This window comes from Parabacteroides sp. 20_3 (assembly GCF_964238835.1).
Taxonomy (GTDB): Bacteria; Bacteroidota; Bacteroidia; order Bacteroidales; family Tannerellaceae; genus Parabacteroides; species Parabacteroides distasonis.
Map to the genome: position 1 here is coordinate 20,929 of NZ_CAXSNO010000009.1, position 22,163 is coordinate 43,091.

The 22,163-nt window shown below is 45.7% G+C and carries 17 protein-coding genes and 1 pseudogene; 9 read left to right on the plus strand and 9 right to left on the minus strand.

The window, feature by feature from the left end; all coding sequences use genetic code 11:
- Positions 1 to 75 precede the first annotated feature (75 nt).
- Positions 76 to 900 (minus strand): hypothetical protein, encoded by an 825-nt coding sequence (locus ACESPU_RS17325; RefSeq protein ID WP_011966674.1) that lies wholly within the window; start codon positions 898 to 900, stop codon positions 76 to 78.
- Positions 901 to 988: 88 nt separating this feature from the next.
- Between ACESPU_RS17325 and ACESPU_RS17330 the strand changes: the two genes are divergently transcribed.
- Positions 989 to 2,419: a CCA tRNA nucleotidyltransferase gene (locus ACESPU_RS17330; protein WP_005854484.1), complete on the plus strand. Its 1,431-nt coding sequence runs from the start codon at positions 989 to 991 to the stop codon at positions 2,417 to 2,419.
- A gap of 129 nt (positions 2,420 to 2,548) precedes the next feature.
- On the opposite strand, the gene ACESPU_RS17335 is transcribed toward ACESPU_RS17330, so the two are convergent.
- Entirely contained in the window at positions 2,549 to 4,762 is a 2,214-nt protein-coding gene (locus ACESPU_RS17335; RefSeq protein ID WP_008780065.1) for a bifunctional (p)ppGpp synthetase/guanosine-3',5'-bis(diphosphate) 3'-pyrophosphohydrolase, read from the minus strand.
- A 176-nt stretch (positions 4,763 to 4,938) separates the two neighbouring features.
- Between ACESPU_RS17335 and ACESPU_RS17340 the strand changes: the two genes are divergently transcribed.
- Positions 4,939 to 6,459, plus strand: a complete 1,521-nt coding sequence (locus ACESPU_RS17340; RefSeq protein ID WP_121962833.1) for a DUF4301 family protein — start codon at positions 4,939 to 4,941, stop codon at positions 6,457 to 6,459.
- A 48-nt stretch (positions 6,460 to 6,507) separates the two neighbouring features.
- Here ACESPU_RS17340 and ACESPU_RS17345 read toward each other — a convergent pair whose 3' ends face one another.
- A complete protein-coding gene (locus tag ACESPU_RS17345) occupies positions 6,508 to 7,821 on the minus strand; it encodes a Gfo/Idh/MocA family protein (RefSeq protein WP_011966673.1) in 1,314 nt (437 codons plus the stop codon).
- A 310-nt stretch (positions 7,822 to 8,131) separates the two neighbouring features.
- On the opposite strand from ACESPU_RS17345, the gene ACESPU_RS17350 reads away from it, so the two are divergent.
- The 6 genes from ACESPU_RS17350 (at position 8,132) to ACESPU_RS17375 (ending at position 16,284) form a co-directional block, all read left to right on the plus strand.
- A complete protein-coding gene (locus ACESPU_RS17350) occupies positions 8,132 to 9,226 on the plus strand; it encodes a PCMD domain-containing protein (protein ID WP_005854489.1) in 1,095 nt (364 codons plus the stop codon).
- Positions 9,227 to 9,239: 13 nt separating this feature from the next.
- Positions 9,240 to 10,022 carry a porin family protein gene (locus ACESPU_RS17355; RefSeq protein ID WP_036613222.1) on the plus strand — a complete coding sequence of 261 codons (783 nt, stop codon included), beginning with the start codon at positions 9,240 to 9,242 and terminating at the stop codon, positions 10,020 to 10,022.
- Positions 10,023 to 10,172: 150 nt separating this feature from the next.
- Positions 10,173 to 11,621: a Gfo/Idh/MocA family protein gene (locus ACESPU_RS17360; protein ID WP_122368770.1), complete on the plus strand. Its 1,449-nt coding sequence runs from the start codon at positions 10,173 to 10,175 to the stop codon at positions 11,619 to 11,621.
- Between the two features lie 23 nt (positions 11,622 to 11,644).
- The gene (locus tag ACESPU_RS17365; protein ID WP_057326947.1) at positions 11,645 to 12,649 is read left to right on the plus strand and encodes a sugar phosphate isomerase/epimerase; all 1,005 of its coding nucleotides are present in this window, start codon (positions 11,645 to 11,647) and stop codon (positions 12,647 to 12,649) included.
- 131 nt (positions 12,650 to 12,780) lie between these two features.
- Positions 12,781 to 16,020 carry a hypothetical protein gene (locus ACESPU_RS17370; protein WP_057326946.1) on the plus strand — a complete coding sequence of 1,080 codons (3,240 nt, stop codon included), beginning with the start codon at positions 12,781 to 12,783 and terminating at the stop codon, positions 16,018 to 16,020.
- A gap of 3 nt (positions 16,021 to 16,023) precedes the next feature.
- On the plus strand, positions 16,024 to 16,284 hold the full coding sequence (locus tag ACESPU_RS17375; RefSeq protein WP_005864416.1) for a GNAT family N-acetyltransferase: 261 nt from the start codon (positions 16,024 to 16,026) through the stop codon (positions 16,282 to 16,284).
- Here ACESPU_RS17375 and ACESPU_RS17380 read toward each other — a convergent pair.
- Positions 16,281 to 16,931, minus strand: coding sequence for a pentapeptide repeat-containing protein (locus ACESPU_RS17380; protein ID WP_057326945.1), 651 nt, complete (start codon positions 16,929 to 16,931; stop codon positions 16,281 to 16,283). The two genes, ACESPU_RS17375 and ACESPU_RS17380, sit on opposite strands and share 4 nt — an antisense overlap.
- A gap of 147 nt (positions 16,932 to 17,078) precedes the next feature.
- Between ACESPU_RS17380 and ACESPU_RS17385 the strand changes: the two genes are divergently transcribed.
- Positions 17,079 to 17,936 (plus strand): GyrI-like domain-containing protein, encoded by an 858-nt coding sequence (locus tag ACESPU_RS17385; protein WP_057326944.1) that lies wholly within the window; start codon positions 17,079 to 17,081, stop codon positions 17,934 to 17,936.
- Positions 17,937 to 18,052: 116 nt separating this feature from the next.
- Here ACESPU_RS17385 and ACESPU_RS17390 read toward each other — a convergent pair whose 3' ends face one another.
- From ACESPU_RS17390 to ACESPU_RS17410, 5 genes and pseudogenes are all read right to left on the minus strand, one after another.
- Positions 18,053 to 18,469, minus strand: coding sequence for a pyridoxamine 5'-phosphate oxidase family protein (locus tag ACESPU_RS17390; protein ID WP_227154481.1), 417 nt, complete (start codon positions 18,467 to 18,469; stop codon positions 18,053 to 18,055).
- Positions 18,470 to 18,484: 15 nt separating this feature from the next.
- Positions 18,485 to 18,922 (minus strand): annotated as a pseudogene (locus tag ACESPU_RS17395) (GyrI-like domain-containing protein); the annotation flags it as partial.
- Between the two features lie 110 nt (positions 18,923 to 19,032).
- Positions 19,033 to 19,842: a helix-turn-helix domain-containing protein gene (locus ACESPU_RS17400; protein ID WP_036613207.1), complete on the minus strand. Its 810-nt coding sequence runs from the start codon at positions 19,840 to 19,842 to the stop codon at positions 19,033 to 19,035.
- A gap of 36 nt (positions 19,843 to 19,878) precedes the next feature.
- Positions 19,879 to 20,970, minus strand: a complete 1,092-nt coding sequence (msrB, locus tag ACESPU_RS17405) for a peptide-methionine (R)-S-oxide reductase MsrB (RefSeq protein ID WP_048927587.1) — start codon at positions 20,968 to 20,970, stop codon at positions 19,879 to 19,881.
- A gap of 93 nt (positions 20,971 to 21,063) precedes the next feature.
- Entirely contained in the window at positions 21,064 to 22,062 is a 999-nt protein-coding gene (locus ACESPU_RS17410; RefSeq protein ID WP_048927588.1) for an aldo/keto reductase, read from the minus strand.
- Positions 22,063 to 22,163 lie beyond the last annotated feature (101 nt).

The window sequence follows — 22,163 nt, forward strand, 5'->3', positions numbered from 1 at the left end:
TAACACCGGGATTCCTACTGTATGGTAGGGGTCCCGGTGCTTTGTTTATAGGTAGGCCATTTGTATGGAGGAATTCTACTCCTCCAGTTTATTCTTTAGATAAGCGATCTTCTTCTCTGATTTCTCTTTCAAGGTGTTCATGCTCTTGATATCGCTTAATACGGTGGCGAGGTTGAAGGTGTTGACGATCGCTTTCTTGTCGGCGTCCGCCATATATATAATGTAAGGCTTGCCTCCCGTGTATTCCACCTTGATCCGCTCTTTCTCGTTATCGTAGATGAACTTGACGGCATCGACGCAGTGCTCCCCCTTGTAGGTCACTACCTCCGTGGTGCTTCCCATATCCTTGAAGCGGTAATTCAGTCCGCCGTCGTACGGGATGGAAGCGGTCTCGGCGAATTGGCCGTCTTTCAGGCTCAGCTTGATTCCCGTATGCTCGATGGGGCGTCCGCCGTAATATACGCTGGCCAGATACATCTCGCCCTCCTCGTTCACGCCGCAACGTACGTAACAACGTTGCACGTTGCGCTCGATCGTCTGCTGTTTCCAGATATAATTGCCGATTTCCTCGTAAACGGAATCCTTCTCGAAAGCGAAGCCTTTCTTCAATCCCTCTACTTCCTCCAGCTTGATCGGGAGTAAGCTGTCGCAGAAAGCGATATTGCGCTCCGCCTCCTTTACTTCTACTTGGCGCATAAGCGTTAATCCCTGCTTCAGTACCTTTACTTCCTTGGGATAGAGTGCCCGGATACTGTCTATCTCGTTCTTCGCCCCGAAAAACTCGTTATTCTCGTACATGGCCCGGGCCTTGTCCAAACGGGCCTGAGCCGCTTTCTCGTCTCCGTTACAGCCCGTTAAAATGGCGGCAATGAGCGTTATACAGATCGCTAACTTTTTCATATCTTTCTCGTTCAATGTATTTGATACCGCAAAAGTACATGAAATTTGATTATCTTTGCGCTCTTTATTGGATTTGGAATACATAAATATGTATATAAACGAGGAAGAGATAGTAAATCATATATCTGCGAAGCCTTTCCATTTGATATCGGAGGCGGCGGAAGAGCTAGGTGTTGAGGTATATGTAATAGGCGGATATGTGCGGGATATTTTCTTGAACCGCCCATCCAAGGATATAGACGTGGTAGCGGTAGGCAGCGGTATCGAGTTGGCCAAACGAGTGGCCAAGAAGATCGGGCGTGGCGCTTATCTTTCCGTCTTCAAGAATTTCGGGACGGCGCAGGTGAAAGCCGGCGATCTGGAGCTGGAATTCGTGGGGGCAAGGAAAGAATCCTACAGCCATGACAGCCGTAAGCCAGTCGTGGAAGATGGCACTTTGGAGGATGACCAGAACCGCCGCGATTTCACGATCAACGCTTTAGCCCTTTGCCTGAATAAGGAGCGTTACGGAGAATTGGTCGATCCCTTCGGCGGGTTGGAGGATATGGACGAGCTTACGATCCGTACGCCTTTAGACCCGGATGTTACTTTCAGCGATGATCCGCTCCGGATGATGCGTGCGGTTCGTTTCGCCACTCAATTAGGTTTCTTTATCGATCCCGATACCTTCGACGCCATCATCCGCAACCGGGAGCGTATCTCCATCATCTCCAAGGAGCGTATCGTGGATGAGTTGAACAAGATCGTCCTCTCGCCAAAGCCCTCTATCGGTTTCGACTTGCTGGATAAATGCGGACTGTTGCCATTGATTTTCCCCGAGCTTTGCGCCTTGAAGGGCGTGGAGACCAAGGAGGGGATCGGGCATAAGGATAATTTCGCCCATACCTTGATGGTGCTGGATCGTTTGAGCAAGACTTCCGATAATCTATGGCTGCGTTGGAGCGCCCTCTTCCACGATATCGCCAAGCCTGCCACGAAGCGTTTCGACCCTCGCTTGGGATGGACGTTCCATAATCATAATTTTATCGGCGAGCGGATGATCCCCGGTATTTTTAGGAAGATGAAACTCCCGATGAACGAGAAGATGAAGTACGTGCAGAAGATGGTAAGCCTGCATATGCGTCCGATCGCCTTGTCGGACGATGAGGTGACGGATTCGGCGATCCGCCGTCTGCTGTTTGATGCGGGAGATGATATTGACGATTTGATGAAACTCTGTGAGGCCGATATCACGAGCAAGAACCCGGAGAAGGTTCGCCGTTTCTTGAACAACTTCCGTAAGGTGCGCGAGAAGCTGGCTGATATAGAGGAAAAAGACCGTGTCCGTAACTTCCAGCCCCCGGTATCCGGCGAGGAGATCATGGAGACGTTTGGCTTGGCTCCCTCCAAGCCTGTCGGCGTGCTGAAGGAGGCGATCAAGAACGCCATCCTCGACGGCGTGATCCCGAACGAGTATGAGGCGGCCCGTCAATTCCTTATACAACGTGCGGAGAAGATGGGGCTGAAGCCGATTCTGTGATCCGGGTATAGTCACAAGGCCCAGTCTTACAGTTGGCCCAGTCCCCTGTACGAAGTACTGCGGTACTTCCTAGAGGGTACTGTAGTACTTCGTACAGAGTACTACGGTACTTCGTGCACAGTACACTGTCTAAGAATTTAATCGCTCTACCGCTTTCACGCCGTTTACCGCCTTGATCTTTTTCGTCAGCAAGTTTAACGCGGTCGTATCTCTTACCAATACGGTAAAGTTACCTTGGAATAATCCGTCTACCGAGTTGATGTTTAAGGAGCGAAGCGTGACGTTCGATTCTTTTCCGATCACGGAGGTGATGTTGGTGACGATCGCTATATCGTCCCGTCCGATCACCCGCAACGTAACCGTATAGCCATTGTCTCCCTTGCCACTCCATTTCGCACGGATGATCCGGTAACCGAAGCGGCTGAACATCTCTTGGGCGTTCGGGCAATCCATGCGGTGTATCTTGATACCTTGCGTGGAGACGAAACCGAAAACCTCGTCGCCATAAATCGGGTTGCAGCATTTGGCGAGTTTATATTCGATACCCGTCAGGTTCTTGTCGATCACCAAGACATCCTTGTTCGTCGATATCTCCTCCACCGGAGTCATCGTCACGAATTCCTCGGCGCTACGCACCTCGGTACGCTCGTTCGTCTCCGTCTCCTTGCGGAAAGCCTCCAGATATTCGTCGATTACTTGGTTGGGATCGAGGCGTTCTTCGGCGATCTCGATATAGAAGTCCGTGACGGTCTTGAATCCTTTCTTCTTGATATAGCGCATCATGGTCGGCTCGTCCATGTCGATCTTCCGGTTCTTGAAGCGGCGCTGCAACATCTCCTTGGCGAATTCCACGGCCTTTACGGTCTCCTCCTTCAAGGCCTGCTTGATCTTCACACGGGCCTTGGAGGTGACGACGAAGTTCAGCCAATCCCGCTTCGGGCTTTGGGCGGGCGACGTGATGACGGATACGCTATCGCCGTTGTTCAAGGTGTATTTGATCGGAACGTTCTTACCGTTCACTTTCGCCGACACGCATTTGCTTCCTAGCTTCGTGTGGATGGCAAAGGCGAAATCGAGGACCGTCGCTCCCTTGGCCAGCTTGATAAGCTCGCCGGTAGGCGTGAAGACGTAGATCTCATCCTTATATAGATCCATCTTGAAATCCTGCATCAAGTCGAGCGGATTATTCTCCTTGGCCTCCAAGGCGGCACGTACGGTATTCAAGAACTCGTCTAGCCCGCTCTCTGCTTTCACGCCCTTGTATTTCCAATGCGCCGCTAGGCCTCGCTCGGCGATCTCATCCATTCGCCTCGTACGGATCTGCACCTCTACCCATTTATTTTGCGGCCCCATAACCGTGATGTGCAAGCTCTCGTAACCGTTGCTCTTCGGGATAGAGATCCAGTCCTTCATACGCTTCGGGTTGGGCTGGTACATATCGGTGACGATGGAGTAGACTTGCCAGCATTCCGAGCGTTCCTTCTCCAGCGGCGTATCCAATACGATCCGGATAGCGAAAAGATCGTAGATACCCTCGAACTCCACCTGCTGCTTTTTCAGCTTGTTATTAATGGAATGTATGGATTTGGTACGTCCCTTGATATCGAACTTGAATCCTGCCGCTGCCAGCTTCCGCTTGATCGGGGCGATGAACTCGGCGATATAAGCGTCGCGGGAGCGTTTCGTCTCATTCAGTTTCCGCTTGATGAAGTCATACTGTTTCCTGTCCGTATATTTCAAGGAAAGGTCTTCCAGCTCGCTCTTGATCGTATATAAACCCAATCGGTGGGCGAGGGGAGCGTACAAATAAGAGGCCTCGGTAGCCAGCCGGATACGATCATCCTCTTGCATCTGTTTTCCCATACGCATGAGGCAGAGGCGGTCGGCGATCATAAGCAAGATCACACGTACGTCCTCGGCAAACGAGAAAAGCAAATGATGGAAATTCTCCGAGTTGACGGCGGTGTTCCGGGCATACAAGTCGGAGGTCTTCAAGAGGCGACGGATGATCAAGGTCACGTCCGCCCCGAATTTTTGCTCCACTTCCTCTATCGTGATCGCCTTCTTCAATACCGGGCGGTATAATAGGAGGGCGATGACCGAGGTACGTTTCAAGCCAATCTCCAAGGTGGCGATCAAGGCCGTGTCGATATTTCGCAATAAACCGTTGATACCATTCTTATCCCTGCCGTAGCAATCGAGGGCGACAACCCGCTTCATCAGCTCCTTCATCTTCCGGATATCTTCCCTCTCGAGGAAAGAGTAAAGGTTTCGTAACAGGAGCCTGTATTTGGAGAAGAACAGCTTCTTTTCCTCAGACGTAAAGAATCCAATTGTATCCATAGTTATATCATTTTTATTGCCCGGTTGAGGACAAACCGCAAAACATGCTGTAAAAATACTTTTTTCTATGGAATTTCAACACGTATCTTGCGGTTATTTTATACATTTGCGATACACATAGCGCATAAGTGCCCTGTGGCGTTACTGATGAGATTATTCACATTAAATACTATACTATGTTAAACGCGAACGATTTAGAACAGCTGAAAGCCAAAGGAATCAGCGAAAAACAGATTGAAGAGCAACTCGCTTGCTTCGTAAAAGGTTTCCCTTTCCTTGAGATAGCGGCCTCCGCTTCGGTAGAAAAAGGTATTATGGTAATATCTAAAGAGGAACAGGCTTCTTATATGGATGCTTGGGACGCTTATCTGGCTAAAAACAAGAAAATCGTAAAATTCGTACCTGCCTCCGGTGCCGCTAGCCGTATGTTTAAGAATCTGTACGAGTTCCTTTCAGCGGATTATAAGGAACCGACGAACGCTTTCGAGAAGAAATTCTTTAGCGAGATCGAGAAATTCGCTTTCTATAAGGCTTTGGACAAGAAGTGCGTGGAGAATACAGGGAAAGATATTCCTGCGTTGGTAGCCTTGGGCGAGTACAAGGAGGTGGTATCCAATTTATTGGAGCCGAAAGGCTTGAATTACGGACAGCTACCGAAAGGTTTGTTGCTTTTCCATAAATATGCCGATACGGTTCGTACGGCGATGGAGGAACATCTGGCCGAAGGCGCCATGTACGCCAAGAATAACGCCGGCGAGGTGAATATCCATTTCACGGTATCTCCGGAGCATCAGGCTTTATTCGAGCAATTGGTTGCCGATAAATCTGGCGAGTACGAGGAGAAGTTCTCTGTGAAATACGATGTCTCTTTCAGTATCCAGAAACCGAGTACCGATACGGTAGCGGCCGCTATGGATAACACGCCGTTCCGCGATAAGAATGATAAGTTATTGTTCCGCCCGGGTGGACATGGAGCCTTGATCGAGAATTTGAATGACGTGGATGCCGACGTGGTATTTATCAAGAATATAGATAACGTGGTTCCGGATAGCTTCAAATGCTCTACGGTTATCTACAAGAAGGTGATCGCCGGTGTCTTGGTAACATTGCAGGAGAAAGCCTTCAGATATCTGGAACAGATCGAGACTGGCAAATATACCCATGCCGAGGTAGAGGAGATGATCCATTTCTTGCAGGATGACTTATGTATCAAGAACCCGGATACGAAATTACTGGAAGACGCCGAGTTAATCCTGTATATCAAGAGCAAACTGCTTCGCCCGTTGCGTGTATGCGGTATGGTGAAGAATGTGGGCGAGCCGGGTGGCGGTCCGTTCTTGGCTGAGAATCCGGATGGTACGGTTTCCTTGCAGGTGCTTGAAAGCTCCCAGATTGATATGAGCGATCCGGCTAAGAAGGCGATGTTTGAAAAGGGTACTCACTTTAATCCCGTGGATTTGGTTTGCGCCGTTAAGAATTATAAGGGAGAGAAATACAACTTGCCGGATTACGTGGATAAGAATACGGGCTTCATCTCTTATAAGAGCAAGGATGGTCGCGAATTGAAAGCGCTGGAATTGCCGGGCTTGTGGAACGGTGCCATGAGCGACTGGAACACGGTATTCGTAGAAGTTCCTATCGAGACATTTAACCCCGTGAAGACGGTGAACGACCTGTTACGCCCCGAACATCAATAAATACCCAGTTGTAGAGACGGGGCGTGCCCCGTCCCTACAACTAGATCCTTATATTTTCGGTAATTCCCACGGTGCCCTGTATTCCTTGCACAATAGTTTATCCGCCTCCGTATCATGGAAACTCTTTCCATCCCACGATAATTTCTTACCCGTGCGATAGGCTATATTCCCTAATTGGGAGAACTTGGCGATATGCGCCCCGATCTCTACGCTGGCATTGCAATTCCGGTTCCGGCTCTTGATACATTCCAAATGATTCTTCGCATGCAAATTCAAGCCACCCTCTCCGTATGACTTCTTCAAGGGAACAGCCTCCATGCGGGCCTGTCCGTTTACCTTTTCCGGAATAACCTCCCAGCCGCCACGATCGATCACCAAGGTACCGTTCTCGCCAACGAATCCTAGGCCATGATTCCGTCCGTAGGCCCCGTCGTCAATGCCGATCGCATGATCCCACATAACGGTGAAGTCCTTGAATGTATAAATGGTTTGCAATAAGTCCGGGGTCTCGCAAGCGTCATCCGGATAACCAAATTTACCTCCGGAAGCCATGATAGACTCCGGTGCGGTGACGTTCATGCCATACAATGCGTAATCCAGTAAATGTACGCCCCAGTCCGTCATCAAACCTCCCGCATAATCCCAGAACCAACGGAATGTGAAATGAAAACGGTTCCGATTGAACGGACGTTTCGGGGCCGGCCCCAGCCACATATCATAGTCCACTCCGGCGGGCACCGCCTCGTCCGGCTTGACGGGGATAGAGGGGCACCAACCTTGATAAGAGAATACACGTACGGTGCGTATCTTACCCAGCTGTCCGCTATGTACGAATTGCATGGCGTCCTGCCAATGCGGATCGCTACGTTGCCATTGGCCTACCTGCACGACCCGGTTGTATTTCTGCGCCGCCCGTACCATGATGTTACATTCCTCGATACTATTTCCCAGCGGTTTCTCACAATACACATCCTTCCCGGCTTGGCAAGCGGATACCATTTGCAGGCAGTGCCAATGATCGGGAGTACCTACGATTACGAGATCGATATCCTTATTGTCTATCAATTTACGCCAGTCTTTATATAAATGCTTTACTTTCTTCCCGGTGATCTTCTCGGTCTCTGCCGCCCGATTATTCAATACGTTCTCGTCAATATCCGACAAGGCGATACACTCTACTTCCGGATTACGAAGGAACGCTTTCAGGTCTTCGAATCCCATGCCGTTACATCCGATAAGCCCGACGCCTATCTTATCGTTTGCGCCCACACCAGCGCTCCCGGCTTTAATGAAAAAAGGACTGATGGTAAGTCCGGCACCGAGCAAAGCGGTCTGCCGGAGAAAATCTCTTCGAGTTGTCATGGTATTACTATTGATTTAAAGTATTTGCAATATTAAGCGAAATCCTTTACAATCGCAAATGATAATAGCTTTTTAACTACTTACTTAGTCGATGAAGTATATATCCTATGGCACTTGAAGTATATATCCTGTGGTACTTGAAGTATATCTGTCCGGTAAGGTTGGTATTGTAAGGATATGTACCATTGCGTCTTTGTAAAAAAAGTTATTAAAAGATATAGGGATGCGATATTGGAGAATATAGTTTAACTTTGTGCATTATGTTCACCCTAAAAGGGCGATGTGTTGTATATAATATAATGTATAGAGTATGACTTTGCGAAATTTGCTTTTCTGTTTTTTTATGGTGATGATCTCTGTTTCATGTATCCGGGAGGAGGCGCCCAATGCGGAAGCGGATATCTTGTCGTGTACGGTGGATGGCGATATATTGAAAGCCGAGCCGGAGATCGACAACGAATCCGTGACACTGACCGTGAAAAGTGACGCCGATATTACAAACCTAGCCCCGGTATTCACCTTGACTCCCGGCGCTACTATCACTCCGGCTAGTGGTTCCGCTTTTGATTTTACGACGCCGAGAACCTATACGGTAACTTCCGAGGATGGTCACTGGACAAAGACTTATACGGTGCGTTGTATCGTCTCCGGCGTAAGCACGGAATATCATTTCGAGCATATAACGATGGAGCCGAAGAATGGACGTTACCAGATATTCTATGACTTTACATCGAATGGAGATTCCGTGACTTGGGCGAGCGGGAATGCCGGATTTGCCTTGACCAATAATAAATTGGAGCCTTTAGACTTCCCAACCATGCAAGACGATAACGGATATGTCGGTAAATGCGCTAAGTTGGTGACCCGCAGCACGGGTAGTTTCGGTAGCGGATTCGGTATGCCTATCGCCGCCGGAAACCTTTTCATCGGTACGTTTGATTTGCTGAACGCTATTCCGGACGCAAGGAAAGGCACGAGATTGGGACGTCCTTTCGATCATGTGCCGACTTACTTGAGTGGTTATTATAAATATAAAGCGGGTGAGTCGTATAAAGTGAATGGCGAGGAGGTAAAAGGTAAGAAAGACCAATGTGATATCTACGCCATCTTCTATGAGACGGATGAGAATGTGAAATATTTGGATGGTTTCAACGGGCTGACAAGCCCGAACCTGATATCCGTTGCCCGGATCAGCGATCAGAAAGAGACGGATGAGTGGACGCGTTTCTATATCCCGTTCGTGGCTAAGCCCGGTAAGGTGATCGATAAGGATAAGCTGGCGAAAGGTGGTTATCAGTTATCCATAGTCTTCTCTTCGAGTTTGAAAGGTGATGTCTTCGAGGGAGCGGAAGGTAGCACGCTTTGGATCGATGAGGTTGAGATAATCCAGTCCGGTGAGAACTAAAAAAACAGAGGATATGAAAAGATATATAGTATTAATAGGTATACTGTGCTTGTCGGGTGTCATTACGTTGAAGGCGCAACAGGAAAGAAACCAAGGAATCATCTGGTCTTCCCTAAGGGGATTGGAATATACGGTAAAGGCCGGTATCAATATCGGCGGAACCGCTCCGGTGCCATTGCCTCGTGAGATTCGTGCGATAGATAGTTATCGCCCTACGCTTTGTGTCTCCATAGAGGGCGATATCAAGAAATGGTTCGGCGAGAGCAAGGAATGGGGTATGATGATCGGTCTCCGTCTGGAGAATAAAGGTATGGAGACAAAAGCGACGGTTAAGAATTACAGCATGGAGATCATTGGCTCCGGTGGCGAGAAGCTGAAAGGAAACTGGACCGGCGGCGTGCAGACGAAAGTGGAGAACACTTATTTCTCGATACCGGTCGTGGCTCTTTACCAATTGAATAACCGGGTGAGTTTCTCGGCGGGACCATTTGTCTCGTTCGCTACAAACCGGAACTTCTCCGGCTACGTATACGACGGATATCTGCGTGAGATCAATCCTACCGGTACGAAGGTGGAGTTTTCTGGTGACAACCGTGCTTCCTATGATTTCTCGGATAACTTAAGAAAGTTTCAGTGGGGAGCGCAGATCGGTACAGAATGGAAAGCGTTTAAGCACCTTATCGTATACGCTGACTTGACATGGGGATTGAACGATATCTTCCAAAAGGATTTCGATACGATTACCTTCGGGATGTATCCGATCTATCTGAACGTAGGCTTCGGATATGCGTTTTAGGAATTGATATGAATCAAAATAAGGCTATCCCGGACAAGGATAGCCTTTTTTATTAAAAGATTATTATGGAAATAAATTATTTTTTATAACTTTGGGGCGATAATTCTCAGACCAAGTTACATTTTATCTTATATTATTAACAAAATTACCATGAAAGAAAACACTAAGAAGGGCGTAAGCCGTAGAGAGTTTTTGGGTCTTTCCGCACTAGGATTGGCTAGTTTAACAATTCTTCCCAGTTGGGCCATGAATGGCGTTCGTATCGCTCCGAGCGATCGAGTCGTTTTAGGTTTTATCGGCCTAGGTCAGCAAGCATTATCAGACTTTAAAGGATTTGCCGCATGTCCGGGCGTACAGGTTGCCGCATGTTGTGACGTGGACACGATGAAAACAGAGCGTTTCAGAAGACGTGTCGCTGAATGGCAAGCTTCAAAGGGAATGAACCAACGTTGTGATCAATATGAGTTTTACGAGGATTTGCTGGAGCGTAAGGATATCGATGCTATCGAGGTCGCTACCCCGGACCATTGGCATGCTTTGGCTACCATCCATTCTTGTCAATCCGGAAAAGACGTATATTGCCAGAAACCGTTGGCTTATACGATCTCCGAAGGCTTGGCTATGGTGAAGGCTGTACGTAATAACAAACGTGTGCTTCAAGTAGGTAGCCAGCAACGTTCCAGCAGAGAGTTCCAAGCTGCGATCGATATGGTTCAGAATGGAGCCATCGGTCATATAGAGAAAATATATGCACGTGTAGGTGAGCCTCCTACGCCGCTGAGCTTGCCGGAAATGCCGGTTCCCGCTAATTTGAACTTCAATCAGTGGATGGGTCCGTTGAACGATCCGAAGATCCATTATCATCCCGATTTATGTCCTCCTATTTCTCTGGACCCGGAAGAGAACGAGAAACTATGGGGTGCATGGCGTTGGTATCAAGAGACCGGTAATGGTTATACCGCTGACTGGGGCGCTCATATGTTCGATATCGCCCAAGCCGCTATCGGTATGGATGGCTCTGGTCCGGTTGAGTTTACACCTAAGGGATACAATGGCACGCAATATTCAACCATGCGCTATGCGAATGGTATCGTAATGACTGAACAACCTTATTTGGAGGATAATCCGGATGCGCAGGGTATTAAGTTTGTTGGTGATAACGGTTGGATCGAGGTAGCTCGTGGCTATATCAACTGCTCTGATCAGTCTAAGATCCCCGCCGACTTGAAGAATTTGATCGAGAAGCGCCCGAGAATGATGACTCCGGAAGAGCGTAAGAAGATGTATGAGGAATATATGAAGAAGCTGAAAGACAGCAAAAAGAAGGGTAACGATGCGGGTAATTATGAGACTAGTGCTCCGCATATGCAGAACTTCATCGACTGCGTTCGTTCACGTGAGAATCCGATCGCACCGGTTGAGGTAGGTTGCAGTACGAATACGCTTTGCTGTTTACAGAATATTGCCCGTGAGCTAGGCCGTCCGGTTAAATGGAACCCGGCTACATTAAGCTTCGGTAATGATAAGGAGGCGGCTTCCCACCGTTTGTACTGGTATCAATATCGCAACCCGTATTCATTGCCTTATTTCTGTAAATAAGCCTATTTAAATAGAATGATGTTATGAGTAACAGACGGGATTTCTTAAAAAATATCTCTCTCTTTACCGCTGGTGGATTGCTGGCTGGTAAAGCCGGTTCCGCAAATGCGGCGAACGCTGCGTTGGGAGTTGTGGATGAGGTCCATGCCGGCAAAGAGATTGGCTTGCAGATCTATTCTTTATCCCAAGAATTATATAAAGGCGACGTGGCCGCTAATCTTCGGAAGGTGAAGGATATGGGATACTCCAAGCTGGAGTTGGCGGGTTATGGTAAAGGCGCTATCGGAGGTGTTCCTATGATGGACTTCAAGAAAATGGCGGAAGACGCAGGCTTGAAGATCATTAGCTCGCACGTGAATCCAGTCGACGCATCTATCTCTGACCCTTTTAAGGCTATGATTTTCAAATACTCGAAGGAGGTTACCCCAAAGATCATGGAGTATTGGAAAGCTACGGCTGCCGATCATGCGAAACTAGGCTGTAAATATTTGATCCAGCCGATGATGCCGACGATTACTACGCACGATGAGGCTAAACTTGTTTGCGATATTTTCAATCAGGCCTCGGATGTTATCAAGGCGGAAGGTATCGCCACTGGTTTTGGCTATCATAATCATAATATGGAGTTCAATCGGGTCGCGACGAAAGAGCAACAGGAGAAGGTGAAAGGAAATCCTTTCGCCGCTTTCATGAAAGTTGGAGACCAGATTTATGACTTGATGCTGAAAGACACGGACCCGAGCAAGGTTTACTTCGAGATGGATGTTTATTGGACTGTCATGGGACAAAACGATCCTGTCGAGTATATGCAGAAACATCCGGATCGTATCAAGGTATTACATATCAAGGATCGTGCCGTATTCGGCCAAAGTGGTATGATGAACTTTAAGATGATATTCAAGCAAATGTATGCGAACGGAATCAAAGACTATTTCGTAGAGTTGGAGCAGATGCCGGACGGACGTACTCAATTTGCGGGTGTGAAGGATTGCGCCGACTATTTGATCAAGGCTCCTTTTGTAAAATGAAGTAACAATCGATAGATCGTAAGCCTCGGGGTTAATAGACTCCGGGGCTTTTTTATTAGATGAAAGGCAACATAAACGGGTCTATTTTGTTTTTATAAAAAGAAGTTTATATCGCAAAAATCAAGGAAAGGATGAGTTCTAGGATAAGGAAGATATTGAAACATACGGTGATCACTGTTTTATCGCTGGCTGTATTGTTCCTAGTTTTGAATCTTTTCCTGACAGGTCGTTTGGAGCGGTACCTGAAAAGAGAACTGATAGAGCGTACGGCGAATGCTACGGATGGTTTTTATCGCCTTTCTTTCGATAAGCTTTCTATTAGCTTCTTCAAGGGAGAGCTAAGGCTAGAGGGTATTTCATTGGAGCCGGACTCTAAGGTCTTTGAACATTGGGCCGCCTTGGATAGCTTGCCCGATACCTATGTAAGTACCCGGATTGAGGTGATAGATTTTAAGGGAATTAATTTGGTATGGCGATGGAATTACCGGCAACTCCATTTCAATACCTTTGAGATCCGCTCACCGGAGGTTCGTGTATACGGCTCTTCCGGATCAAACCCGTTAGTTTCCGGACTGGCGGCAGATACGGTAGAGCATGCCGAATCGAAGACCTTGTACGAGGTGATCTCTCCATACATAGATGCCCTGAGCGTAAAGACCTTGAACTTGGAAAATGCCAGTATTTCTTATAATGTGGAAAACCAAGTCTCGCCGATTATCTATACGTTGAATAACGTAAGTTTCCATGCGTATGGTTTTATGTTGGATTCTACCTCTTCACGGAGCGGGAAGCTGTTGTATTGCGATAACTTCGATTTTGTCACGAACCAGCCGCAAACCTTGTTGGTAAATAATGATTTTAGGTTGGAGACGGATAGTATATGCCTCAGTACCCAAGATTCCATTATCTATATCCAAAAAATCCAATTGCTTCCGCAAGAATTATTGTGGGGGGAGACCAATCGGAAACCTACGAATTATCTGGAAGGGAAAGTGCAAACCGTAGAGATACAAGGGATTCACTTTAGACGGGAAGAAGCCTTGAACTATTTGTCCGCCCGTAATTTTGAGATACAATCTTCGGATATCAAGGTGTATGACTTGACTCGGGAGAAGAAGCAGGCGAATGCCGATGCGGATTCTTTGGTGCAAGCCTTATCGTTATATGATGTGATCTCTCCGGTACTACATAGTATATCCGTGGATCAAATACGAATAGAGCGAACCGCCCTTCACTATTCCTTAGCCTTGAAAGGGCAGATAGAGGACTTCTCGATCCCTGAGTTTAATTTCCATGCGGAAGGTCTTCTGATCGACTCCTTGGTAGCTCCGGGCGAGGAACTGAATTATTTTCGTTCCATTGCGTTTGAGGCGAATGATATACAAGGGATCATGAGGGCTCGTAATCATCGGTTCGATATCAAGCGTTTGGCGATGAATACGGCCTTAGGTTCGTTTCATATAGATAGCATGCGACTACGTCCGTTGTCGGTCCGCTCCCGTAATGATTATTTGTCGGGAAGTATCGATACGATCCGGATAGACGGGTTGGCGTACGATAAAGGTATTAGCGCGGATTTACTGATGATTCGGTCGCCTCGCTTGGTTTATTATAAAACGCCTTCTGTTGAATCTCCGGATAAAGGAAAAAGCGCATCTGTAAATAGCCGTGTGGATGTGGAAAGTTTGTTAAATCCTTTCCTTCGGTATCTTTCCATCCGTAAGATCCAGATTCAGAACGCAAATGTGACATTGGAGGATCGTGAGATAAATGACACGACCCGGTACCGACTCAACGGCCTTAATTTCTTTGCTACGAATTTCTTGGTGGATGAGCAAACGAACCGGAGTGGGCAATTGTTTTTCAAGTATGATCATTTTGGTCTTAGTTTCCGGGATTTCGATAACTACTTACCGGGAAAGGATCTGCGTGTGACTATAAGAAAAGGTTCGCTATCCACTGTAAACGGCTCTTTCCGTCTACAGGATGTGACCTTGGCCGCTAAAAAGGACTCGATACGTTTTTCAACCCCATTGATTTCTTTAGCGGGAATCCGGATTCCCAAGAATAGCATCTATCAGATCGGGTTTGACCGATTTGATTTATCCGATGGTGATTTTTCTATGTCTTGGGGATCGGATACGACAATATTGCGGACTGAGAGCCAAAAGGATATCCAATTGGCTTTGGAGAATGTGTTTGTGGATTTGAAGAAGAAGACGTTTCAATTAGGTGATCTTCAGCTACAGACGAAGGATATCGATATACCGTTGGATAACGGCTTCTACCGGTTGAAGATCGGGGATCTGGATTTGAGAAAGTCAGGTTTGAGGTTGGATCACGTACATTTAGTCTCGCCTTATTCTAAAATGGAATTCGCTTATAAACAGCCTAAGCATCAAGATTGGTTTGACGTGAAGGTTGGGAACGTAAGATTGAACGACGTGGATATTCCCGGATATTTCTCAACCAAGGAATTACGTGTGGGGGGACTCTGGATAAACGATGTCTTACTACAAAACTTAAAGAACCGGAAGATCCCGGTGGAGCCTCATATCGTTCCGATGATTTATGAAGGTTTACAAAAGGCTCCGGTCCGTTTCAAGATAGATACCGCTTCCGTTGCCAATTTCTCCGTGGTTTATGAGGAATTACCCGTTAAAGGTGATAAGCCCGGTAAGCTTTATTTTACCGATATGAATGGCCAATTTTCAGGTTTGACCAATATCGTTTCCTATCCGGAGCAATTCATCAGATTGCATGCGGACGGGAACCTGATGGGATCGGGGCATTTTACGGCTACATGGCAACTCCCGGTAGATTCATTATACGACCGCTTTCTATTGGATGCCCGTTTGGATAGCCTAGACCTGCTTTCCTTGAATGAGATCGTAAAACCTCTGGCGCCGGCGGAAGTAGTGAGCGGTTGGGCACAGGATGTGGTCTTTCATATGGATGCCTCAAGCCAGAAAGGACGGATACGGTTAGACTTCCCGTACCGGAAATTGAAAGTGGCTTTATTGAAAGAGAAAGACGGAGAGACCACACAAAAAGGTTTCTTGTCGAGATTGGCGAACTTAGTTCTACGGGATAATAATCCGGCTCATCCGGAGCGAAAAGATAGTAAATTGCGTAAGGTCGATATGGAAATTGTGCGAGATCCCTATCATTCCACGTTTAACTATCTATGGCAGATGCTAAGACCAGCCTTGGTGGAATCAGTCGGAGTCTCGAAAAAAGAACAGGATGCGGCCTTGAAAGTGGCAGGTTTCTTCACGAAGGTAAAGCGCTTTTTCGGTCTCGATAAAAAGAAGGATAAGCGGGAGGAGATTGATACAAATAATAAGGAAATAGAACCTTTAAAAGAATAAATAATGGAATATACAGTAAATCACTATCCGGAGAAACATCGTTTCGAGGTAGTAGAAGACGGCTTGACAGCCTATGTGGAATATCGTTTAAGAGGAGATGCCTTGGACATTATCCATACCATTGTCCCAAAAAACTTGGAAGGGCGTGGGATTGCGGCGACTCTTGTTGAAACAGCTTATAAATACGCAAAGGAACAGGGGTTGCGCCCTTTGGCTACCTGTTCCTATGCGGTTGTGTGGTTAAAACGCCATCCGGAGTTTTAATCCTTGATCGTAATACCTAACATTCTAGCGATGTCCAGTGCTTGTAAGGAGGTTACGGTAGCACCTTTCAACTCTCCTCCGGGAATCGAGCCAATACGTATACCGGCGATCTCGGAGGAAGTAAGATCGATCCCTTTCAAAGAGGTCCGGTGAAACTCGGCCTCTACTAAATTACAATGTTCGAATTCTACGTTCGTGAATTGGCAATTGTCCAATCCGCCTCCTCGTAAAAAGCATTGATTAAAAGATACGTTCCGGAGTTTGCTCATGGAGAAGATTACATAATCTCCTTTGCAATCCCGGATGGTAGTATGATTAAAGATTGATTCGGAGAAATTCGTTCCGGTAAGTTTACACCCAATGAACTCTACCCGGTAAAAGCCACATCCGGATAAATTTATATTTGATAGGTCACAGTTCTTAAATACCACATCGCTAAACTGAGATTTACGATAATTGCAAGCAATGAAACCACAATTGGTGAATAAGCAGGAATTAACGGATAGGTTCTGTTTAGATACGTCCTCGACGCATAATCCATTGAAAGAACATTCTGTAAAATCATCCTTTTGTCTGGATATACAATCCATCCAGTCCACATCCTCCCGTAAGTTTTTTACCAATCTAGGCGCTGTTATTTTCAACATGTTATTGTTTCCTATTTTAATTTAGATGGTAAAGATAACGGATTTGGGCTAAATAAACGATATCTTTACTTTATAGTTCATTTTAGCAATATCGGAAAAGTGTGTTCGGGATAATTCTTCTACTTTTGCCTTGAAATCCTAAGAATCATGCGAATAAAGACAACGACAAAGACAGAGTATCAACAACGTATCAATGTATTGGTTGAATACATAAATAATCACTTAGGCGAGGATATCGATCTAAATAAGCTGGCGGAGATATCCGGATTCTCTCGTTGGCATTTTCATCGGATCTTCGCAGAGTTCTTAGGGGAACCGGTTGGTACGTTTATCGTTAGGATGCGGGTCGAGACGGCCGCTCGGCTTTTGCGTTATACAGAAATACCTGTCAAGGAGATCGCCTATAAGGTAGGATATGACGTACCTTCTTCTTTGTCTAAGGTTTTTCGCCAGTTTTATGGGATTTCTCCAAATGAATATAGAAACAATAAAGATTATGTAATTATGGAACCGAATAGAATAATGCCCGATATGGAATTGAAGGTCGAGGTAAAAGATTTACCCGGCAAACAAGTAGCCTACATTCGTCTAAACGGAGGGTATAAAGAAATCGATTATCTGGGAACTTGGATGCGCTTGCTCCAATTCGCCAAGAATAAAAACATCCAGCCATTGAGTTTTTCACCGATCTGCTTGTACCATGATGATCCGAAAGTGACCTCACCGGATAAGCTGCGTACCGATATTTGTATGGAAGTCGCTCCTTCGGTTTGCCCTAAAGGGGAGATTGGTACGAAAAAGGTATTGGAAGGGCGTTTTATGGTCGCTCTTTATAAGGGAACTTATCAGCAATTAGGGGCTGTGTATGATACGCTTTACGGCAAATATCTCCCCGAGATGGGTCTTTCCTTACGAGAAGTGCCTAGCGGCGAGATCTACTTGAATGATCCTCGTAATACGAAGCCGGAGGATTTATTGACTCAGATTTATGTGGCGGTAGAATAATAAGAGCTAGAGAGGTTTCTGAAGTGAATAAATGAATTAATCTTGATTGCCGTCTTGTCTAATTAGCGGCAATCAAGATTTTTAATATTTTAGATGCGATTGTATGATGTGATAACTTATATACTTGCTTTTACAAATTCATTATCGATCCAATAAGTCGCTTCTTCGGAAGTGAATTTCAATATACAATAGCTCGGATCTATTACTCCTCCAGGGAAATGGGCGAACATCCAGTCAGACCAAAGGGCTTTCTTGATTTCCATATCGGAAACGATCTCGACCTTACCTGTTAACACGATACTGTCTCCTCCTTTCATAAAGCAAACTCCGGCTTTCGGGTTGAGTTGGAATTGTATCGTCTTATCAGAGAACGTGCCTGTAGAGAACCATATTTGGGAAATACCATCCGCTTTTATTTTTCCCATAGGAACCGGACGGGGATAACCCTCTTCCGTAACAGATGCGAGCATAGCGGTATCACATTCCGTTAATATGGAAATTGCTTTTTCCTCGATTAGCTTGAGGTCTATCATCTGGACGGGTATACATAAATCGATCATACATTTATCTTGTGGATGTTGATCGAGGGGGATGCTTTGATAGATCTCGAATGATTTGCCCGCACAAGGTTTGCATTGGTGTTTGGATGTAAGCGTGTACATCAAGCTCCATGCGGCGGGTATTTCATCCGTTCCTATCTCAAAATGCCCGATCGCATAAAGTCCTCCGGATAATAATCCTTTTGAGATCTCATTTTCTCCCTCTACCTCTTGAGGCACTGTTAAACCGATATCCACACTTAACTCCTTTCCTTCGTGTTGGTAAACTGATATAAGTTTATTTGCTGGACCGTTTATAAGTCCTTTTGGCCTGGCCCATTGCATAAGCTTTCTGATAGAGCTTGGGATCATGCTCATATCTCCTTGATGATGAAGATACACGATGTGTGTAGCTTGTAATTCTTTTAGTTCAAAAGTGTAATTCATAAGATTCTTATTTGTAAAAGTTCAATAGTGCAAACATACGGAATGACTATTCTTTCTGGTTGTAAAAAAACGACTTTTTATGTGATAGATTCTTGCGATTTTATTTTTAATCAAATATAAGTAAGCGGTTCATCCGCAGGATTTGGTAAAGTCAAGAAGTAAGAGGGAACGTCTCCCGCTAAACGCTTGAATTCTTTGATAAAGTGGGAATGGTCATAGTAGCCGCAATCTAAGGCGATGCTGCTTAAGTCCGTGTGTGGGGCGTTCCTCAGTACTTCTATGGCATATTGGAATTTTATGATCCGGCTGAATTCTTTGGGAGTATATCCGGTGGCATCCTTGAACTTACGTTGGAAATGCCGCTGGCAAATGCAAATCTTGTCGATCAAGTTTTGTACGGGTAGCTGTCCGCAGGACTGTTTTATAAATGAGGTGGCGTATATAATTTGTCTGTCTACTTGAATGGATTGGGTGAGAAGGCGTATAAGATAGCCTTCGATAATGCGGATACGGACGGAATCGTCCGGCTGTTCGCAAAGCATCTCGGCAAAGGAATTATCGAATAAAAGGTTAATATCTGAAGACTGGATGCGAAGATCGGCAAACTGTCCCAAAGGCTCATTCGTGAAAGCTGCCAGCCCACAGGGTTGGAAACGAACTCCTAGCATATGTAGGGAATCTGTCGTAGCGGTAAGATTGGAATAAGACCTCATGGGACCGACAAAAAAGGAACGATAAGGCTGCATGATCATTTGATGCTCATCCGCGGGAATTGTCATATTCCCGATGGAAAAGATGAAATCCGTGCAGCCGTCCGCTAAAATCTTAAAGCGTGTTCCTATTTCCGCATAACCTTTAAACACCCAAAACTTATCGATGAAGGGTGCTAAAAGGGCGCATGGGGTAAATTCTCGATACATACGATTTTATTCAAATAGTAGATCCTATGATTTGTTTTATTTCTTTTCCAAAAGATACATATAATCGCCATAACCTTCTTCTTTCATTTTTGCTTTGGGAATAAATCTCAGGGATGCGCTGTTGATGCAGTATCGTAATCCGCCCTTATCTGTCGGACCATCATTAAATACGTGTCCCAGATGTGCGTCTCCTGTTTTACTGCGCACCTCTATCCGTTTCATGTCATGAGAATTATCGGTATTTTCCATAACAAGGTCTTTATCTATCGGTTTTGAGAAGCTAGGCCACCCACAACCGGAGTCGAACTTATCAGTCGATATGAACAAAGGCTCTCCTGTGGTGATATCTACGTAAATACCTTCACGCTTTTCGTTCCAATATTCATTTTTAAATGCTCTTTCCGTGGCATTTTCTTGTGTTACCGCATATTGCTCGGCCGTCAGTTTGGAGCGTAGTGTCGTATCATCCTGTTTCTGGAATTTCTTTTCAGAAAGGGGCTTGCCGGTCGTTTTCTCCTTATTTGCTTTACGTGCGAAATCGAATAGTTCCGGACTTATATGGCAATAACCGTCCGGATGTTTGCCTAAGTAATCTTGATGATATTCTTCTGCCGGATAGAAATTAACTAATGGCTCCACCTCGACAACGATGGGCTTGGAGTACTTTTTAGCCAATGTCTCTATAGCCTCTTTGATGATAGGCAGATCGGCGGCGTTGGTGTAATAAATGCCGGTACGGTATTGCGATCCTCTGTCATTACCTTGCCGATTGAGACTTGTAGGGTCTATGGTCTTGAAGTATAGTTCTAACAATAGTTTTAAATCGGCTTGTTGAGGATCGTAGCTTACTTCTACTGTCTCGGCAAATCCGGTATTGTCGTTACATACCTGTTCGTAGGTTGGATTTTTGATGCTTGTTTTACCGTTGGCATAACCCACTTGGGTACTAGTAACACCATTGATTTGTTTCATGAAATGTTCTGTTCCCCAGAAACATCCTCCGGCGAAATAGATTTTACTTTGTGCATTCATTTTAGTTGTTTTAGATAGTTGATCACTCATTTTTGTTTGTGCGATTACTAAACCGCTTGCCAATAGCAAAACGATAGTCAAAATTACATGTTTCATCTTATATATATATTATTATATAACCAAAATATTAAGAAAATGGTTTCAACTAAAAGTCGTATGCCTTCATGCGGAGGATTATATGCTTGGCTATTATTTGATTTTTGTCCCACCGAATACCTCGCTCATATCCATATGGTCAAGAGCCGTGTCTATCTGATTGATCTCGGCGGGATTTATCTTTATATCCACAGCCCCCGCATTCTCTTTTAGCCGGCAGAGATGACGAGTTCCGGGAATAGGAACGATCCACGGCTTTTTTTGTAGCATCCAAGCTAGGGATATTTGTGCGGGAGTAGCATGATGCTCATCGGCCAGATGGTTTATGAGATCTAGAAGAGGCTTGTTCTTCTCGAAACTTTCTTTTTTGAATTGCGGCATAGTTGCCCGGTAATCATTTTGAGGGTTGAATACGCTTTTGACATCATAGCAAGCGGAAAGTAAACCGTTTGCCAATGGCGAGAAAGCAACGAAGCCAATGCCTAATTCCTCTAGAGAGGGGAAAAGGTTTTCATGCCAACGTGCCATCATGGAATAACGATTTTGTATGGCGGTTATAGGACAGACCTTATGCGCACGGCGAATATAGTCCTCGCCCGCCTCTGATATACCCCAATGTAATACTTTGCCTTCCTTGATCAAGTAGGCCATCGTGTCAGCTACCTCTTCCGGTTCTACTTGGGGATCTATGCGATGCTGATAGTAAAGGTCAAGATGGTCTGTCTTAAGTCTCGCTAAAGAGCCTTCCACGGCTAAACGAATCGACTTCGGTTTAGAATTCGGGATAAGGGGATAAGGGCCACATTCGCTAGACTTATCAAAAGTGAGTCCAAACTTAGTAGCGATCACGATTTTATCACGAAATGGCTTTAAGGCATCGCCTAAAAGCTCCTCATTGTCATGAGGATTCGTGTTTGTACCATATACTTCGGCCGTATCGAAGAAGGTATATCCCATATCAACGGCGAGGGCAAATAATTCCGTCATCTCTTTTCTGTCGGCAGGTGCGCCATAAGCATGGCTCATACCCATGCAACCCAATCCTATAGTTGAGACCCTAAGTCCGCTTAATCCCAAAACTCTGTATTCCATATTTATTTATATTTTATCTGAGCGCAAAGTTGGGAAGAAGTATCTCCACCGGTGTAACAACAATTGCGGATATAAATACAATTATTTCGGTTTTCTGTAAA

What these genes read in the sequence shown, in the direction of transcription:
- ACESPU_RS17370 (WP_057326946.1), top strand. Translation starts at nt 12,781, where the DNA reads ATGAGTTCTAGGATAAGGAAGATATTGAAACATACGGTGATCACTGTT.
- ACESPU_RS17335 (WP_008780065.1), bottom strand. Translation starts at nt 4,762, where the DNA reads ATGGATACAATTGGATTCTTTACGTCTGAGGAAAAGAAGCTGTTCTTC.
- ACESPU_RS17345 (WP_011966673.1), bottom strand. Translation starts at nt 7,821, where the DNA reads ATGACAACTCGAAGAGATTTTCTCCGGCAGACCGCTTTGCTCGGTGCC.
- ACESPU_RS17380 (WP_057326945.1), bottom strand. Translation starts at nt 16,931, where the DNA reads ATGTTGAAAATAACAGCGCCTAGATTGGTAAAAAACTTACGGGAGGAT.
- ACESPU_RS17330 (WP_005854484.1), top strand. Translation starts at nt 989, where the DNA reads ATGTATATAAACGAGGAAGAGATAGTAAATCATATATCTGCGAAGCCT.
- ACESPU_RS17365 (WP_057326947.1), top strand. Translation starts at nt 11,645, where the DNA reads ATGAGTAACAGACGGGATTTCTTAAAAAATATCTCTCTCTTTACCGCT.
- ACESPU_RS17350 (WP_005854489.1), top strand. Translation starts at nt 8,132, where the DNA reads ATGACTTTGCGAAATTTGCTTTTCTGTTTTTTTATGGTGATGATCTCT.
- ACESPU_RS17375 (WP_005864416.1), top strand. Translation starts at nt 16,024, where the DNA reads ATGGAATATACAGTAAATCACTATCCGGAGAAACATCGTTTCGAGGTA.
- ACESPU_RS17325 (WP_011966674.1), bottom strand. Translation starts at nt 900, where the DNA reads ATGAAAAAGTTAGCGATCTGTATAACGCTCATTGCCGCCATTTTAACG.
- ACESPU_RS17340 (WP_121962833.1), top strand. Translation starts at nt 4,939, where the DNA reads ATGTTAAACGCGAACGATTTAGAACAGCTGAAAGCCAAAGGAATCAGC.
- ACESPU_RS17385 (WP_057326944.1), top strand. Translation starts at nt 17,079, where the DNA reads ATGCGAATAAAGACAACGACAAAGACAGAGTATCAACAACGTATCAAT.
- ACESPU_RS17400 (WP_036613207.1), bottom strand. Translation starts at nt 19,842, where the DNA reads ATGTATCGAGAATTTACCCCATGCGCCCTTTTAGCACCCTTCATCGAT.
- ACESPU_RS17390 (WP_227154481.1), bottom strand. Translation starts at nt 18,469, where the DNA reads ATGATAGACCTCAAGCTAATCGAGGAAAAAGCAATTTCCATATTAACG.
- ACESPU_RS17360 (WP_122368770.1), top strand. Translation starts at nt 10,173, where the DNA reads ATGAAAGAAAACACTAAGAAGGGCGTAAGCCGTAGAGAGTTTTTGGGT.
- ACESPU_RS17355 (WP_036613222.1), top strand. Translation starts at nt 9,240, where the DNA reads ATGAAAAGATATATAGTATTAATAGGTATACTGTGCTTGTCGGGTGTC.
- ACESPU_RS17410 (WP_048927588.1), bottom strand. Translation starts at nt 22,062, where the DNA reads ATGGAATACAGAGTTTTGGGATTAAGCGGACTTAGGGTCTCAACTATA.
- msrB (WP_048927587.1), bottom strand. Translation starts at nt 20,970, where the DNA reads ATGAAACATGTAATTTTGACTATCGTTTTGCTATTGGCAAGCGGTTTA.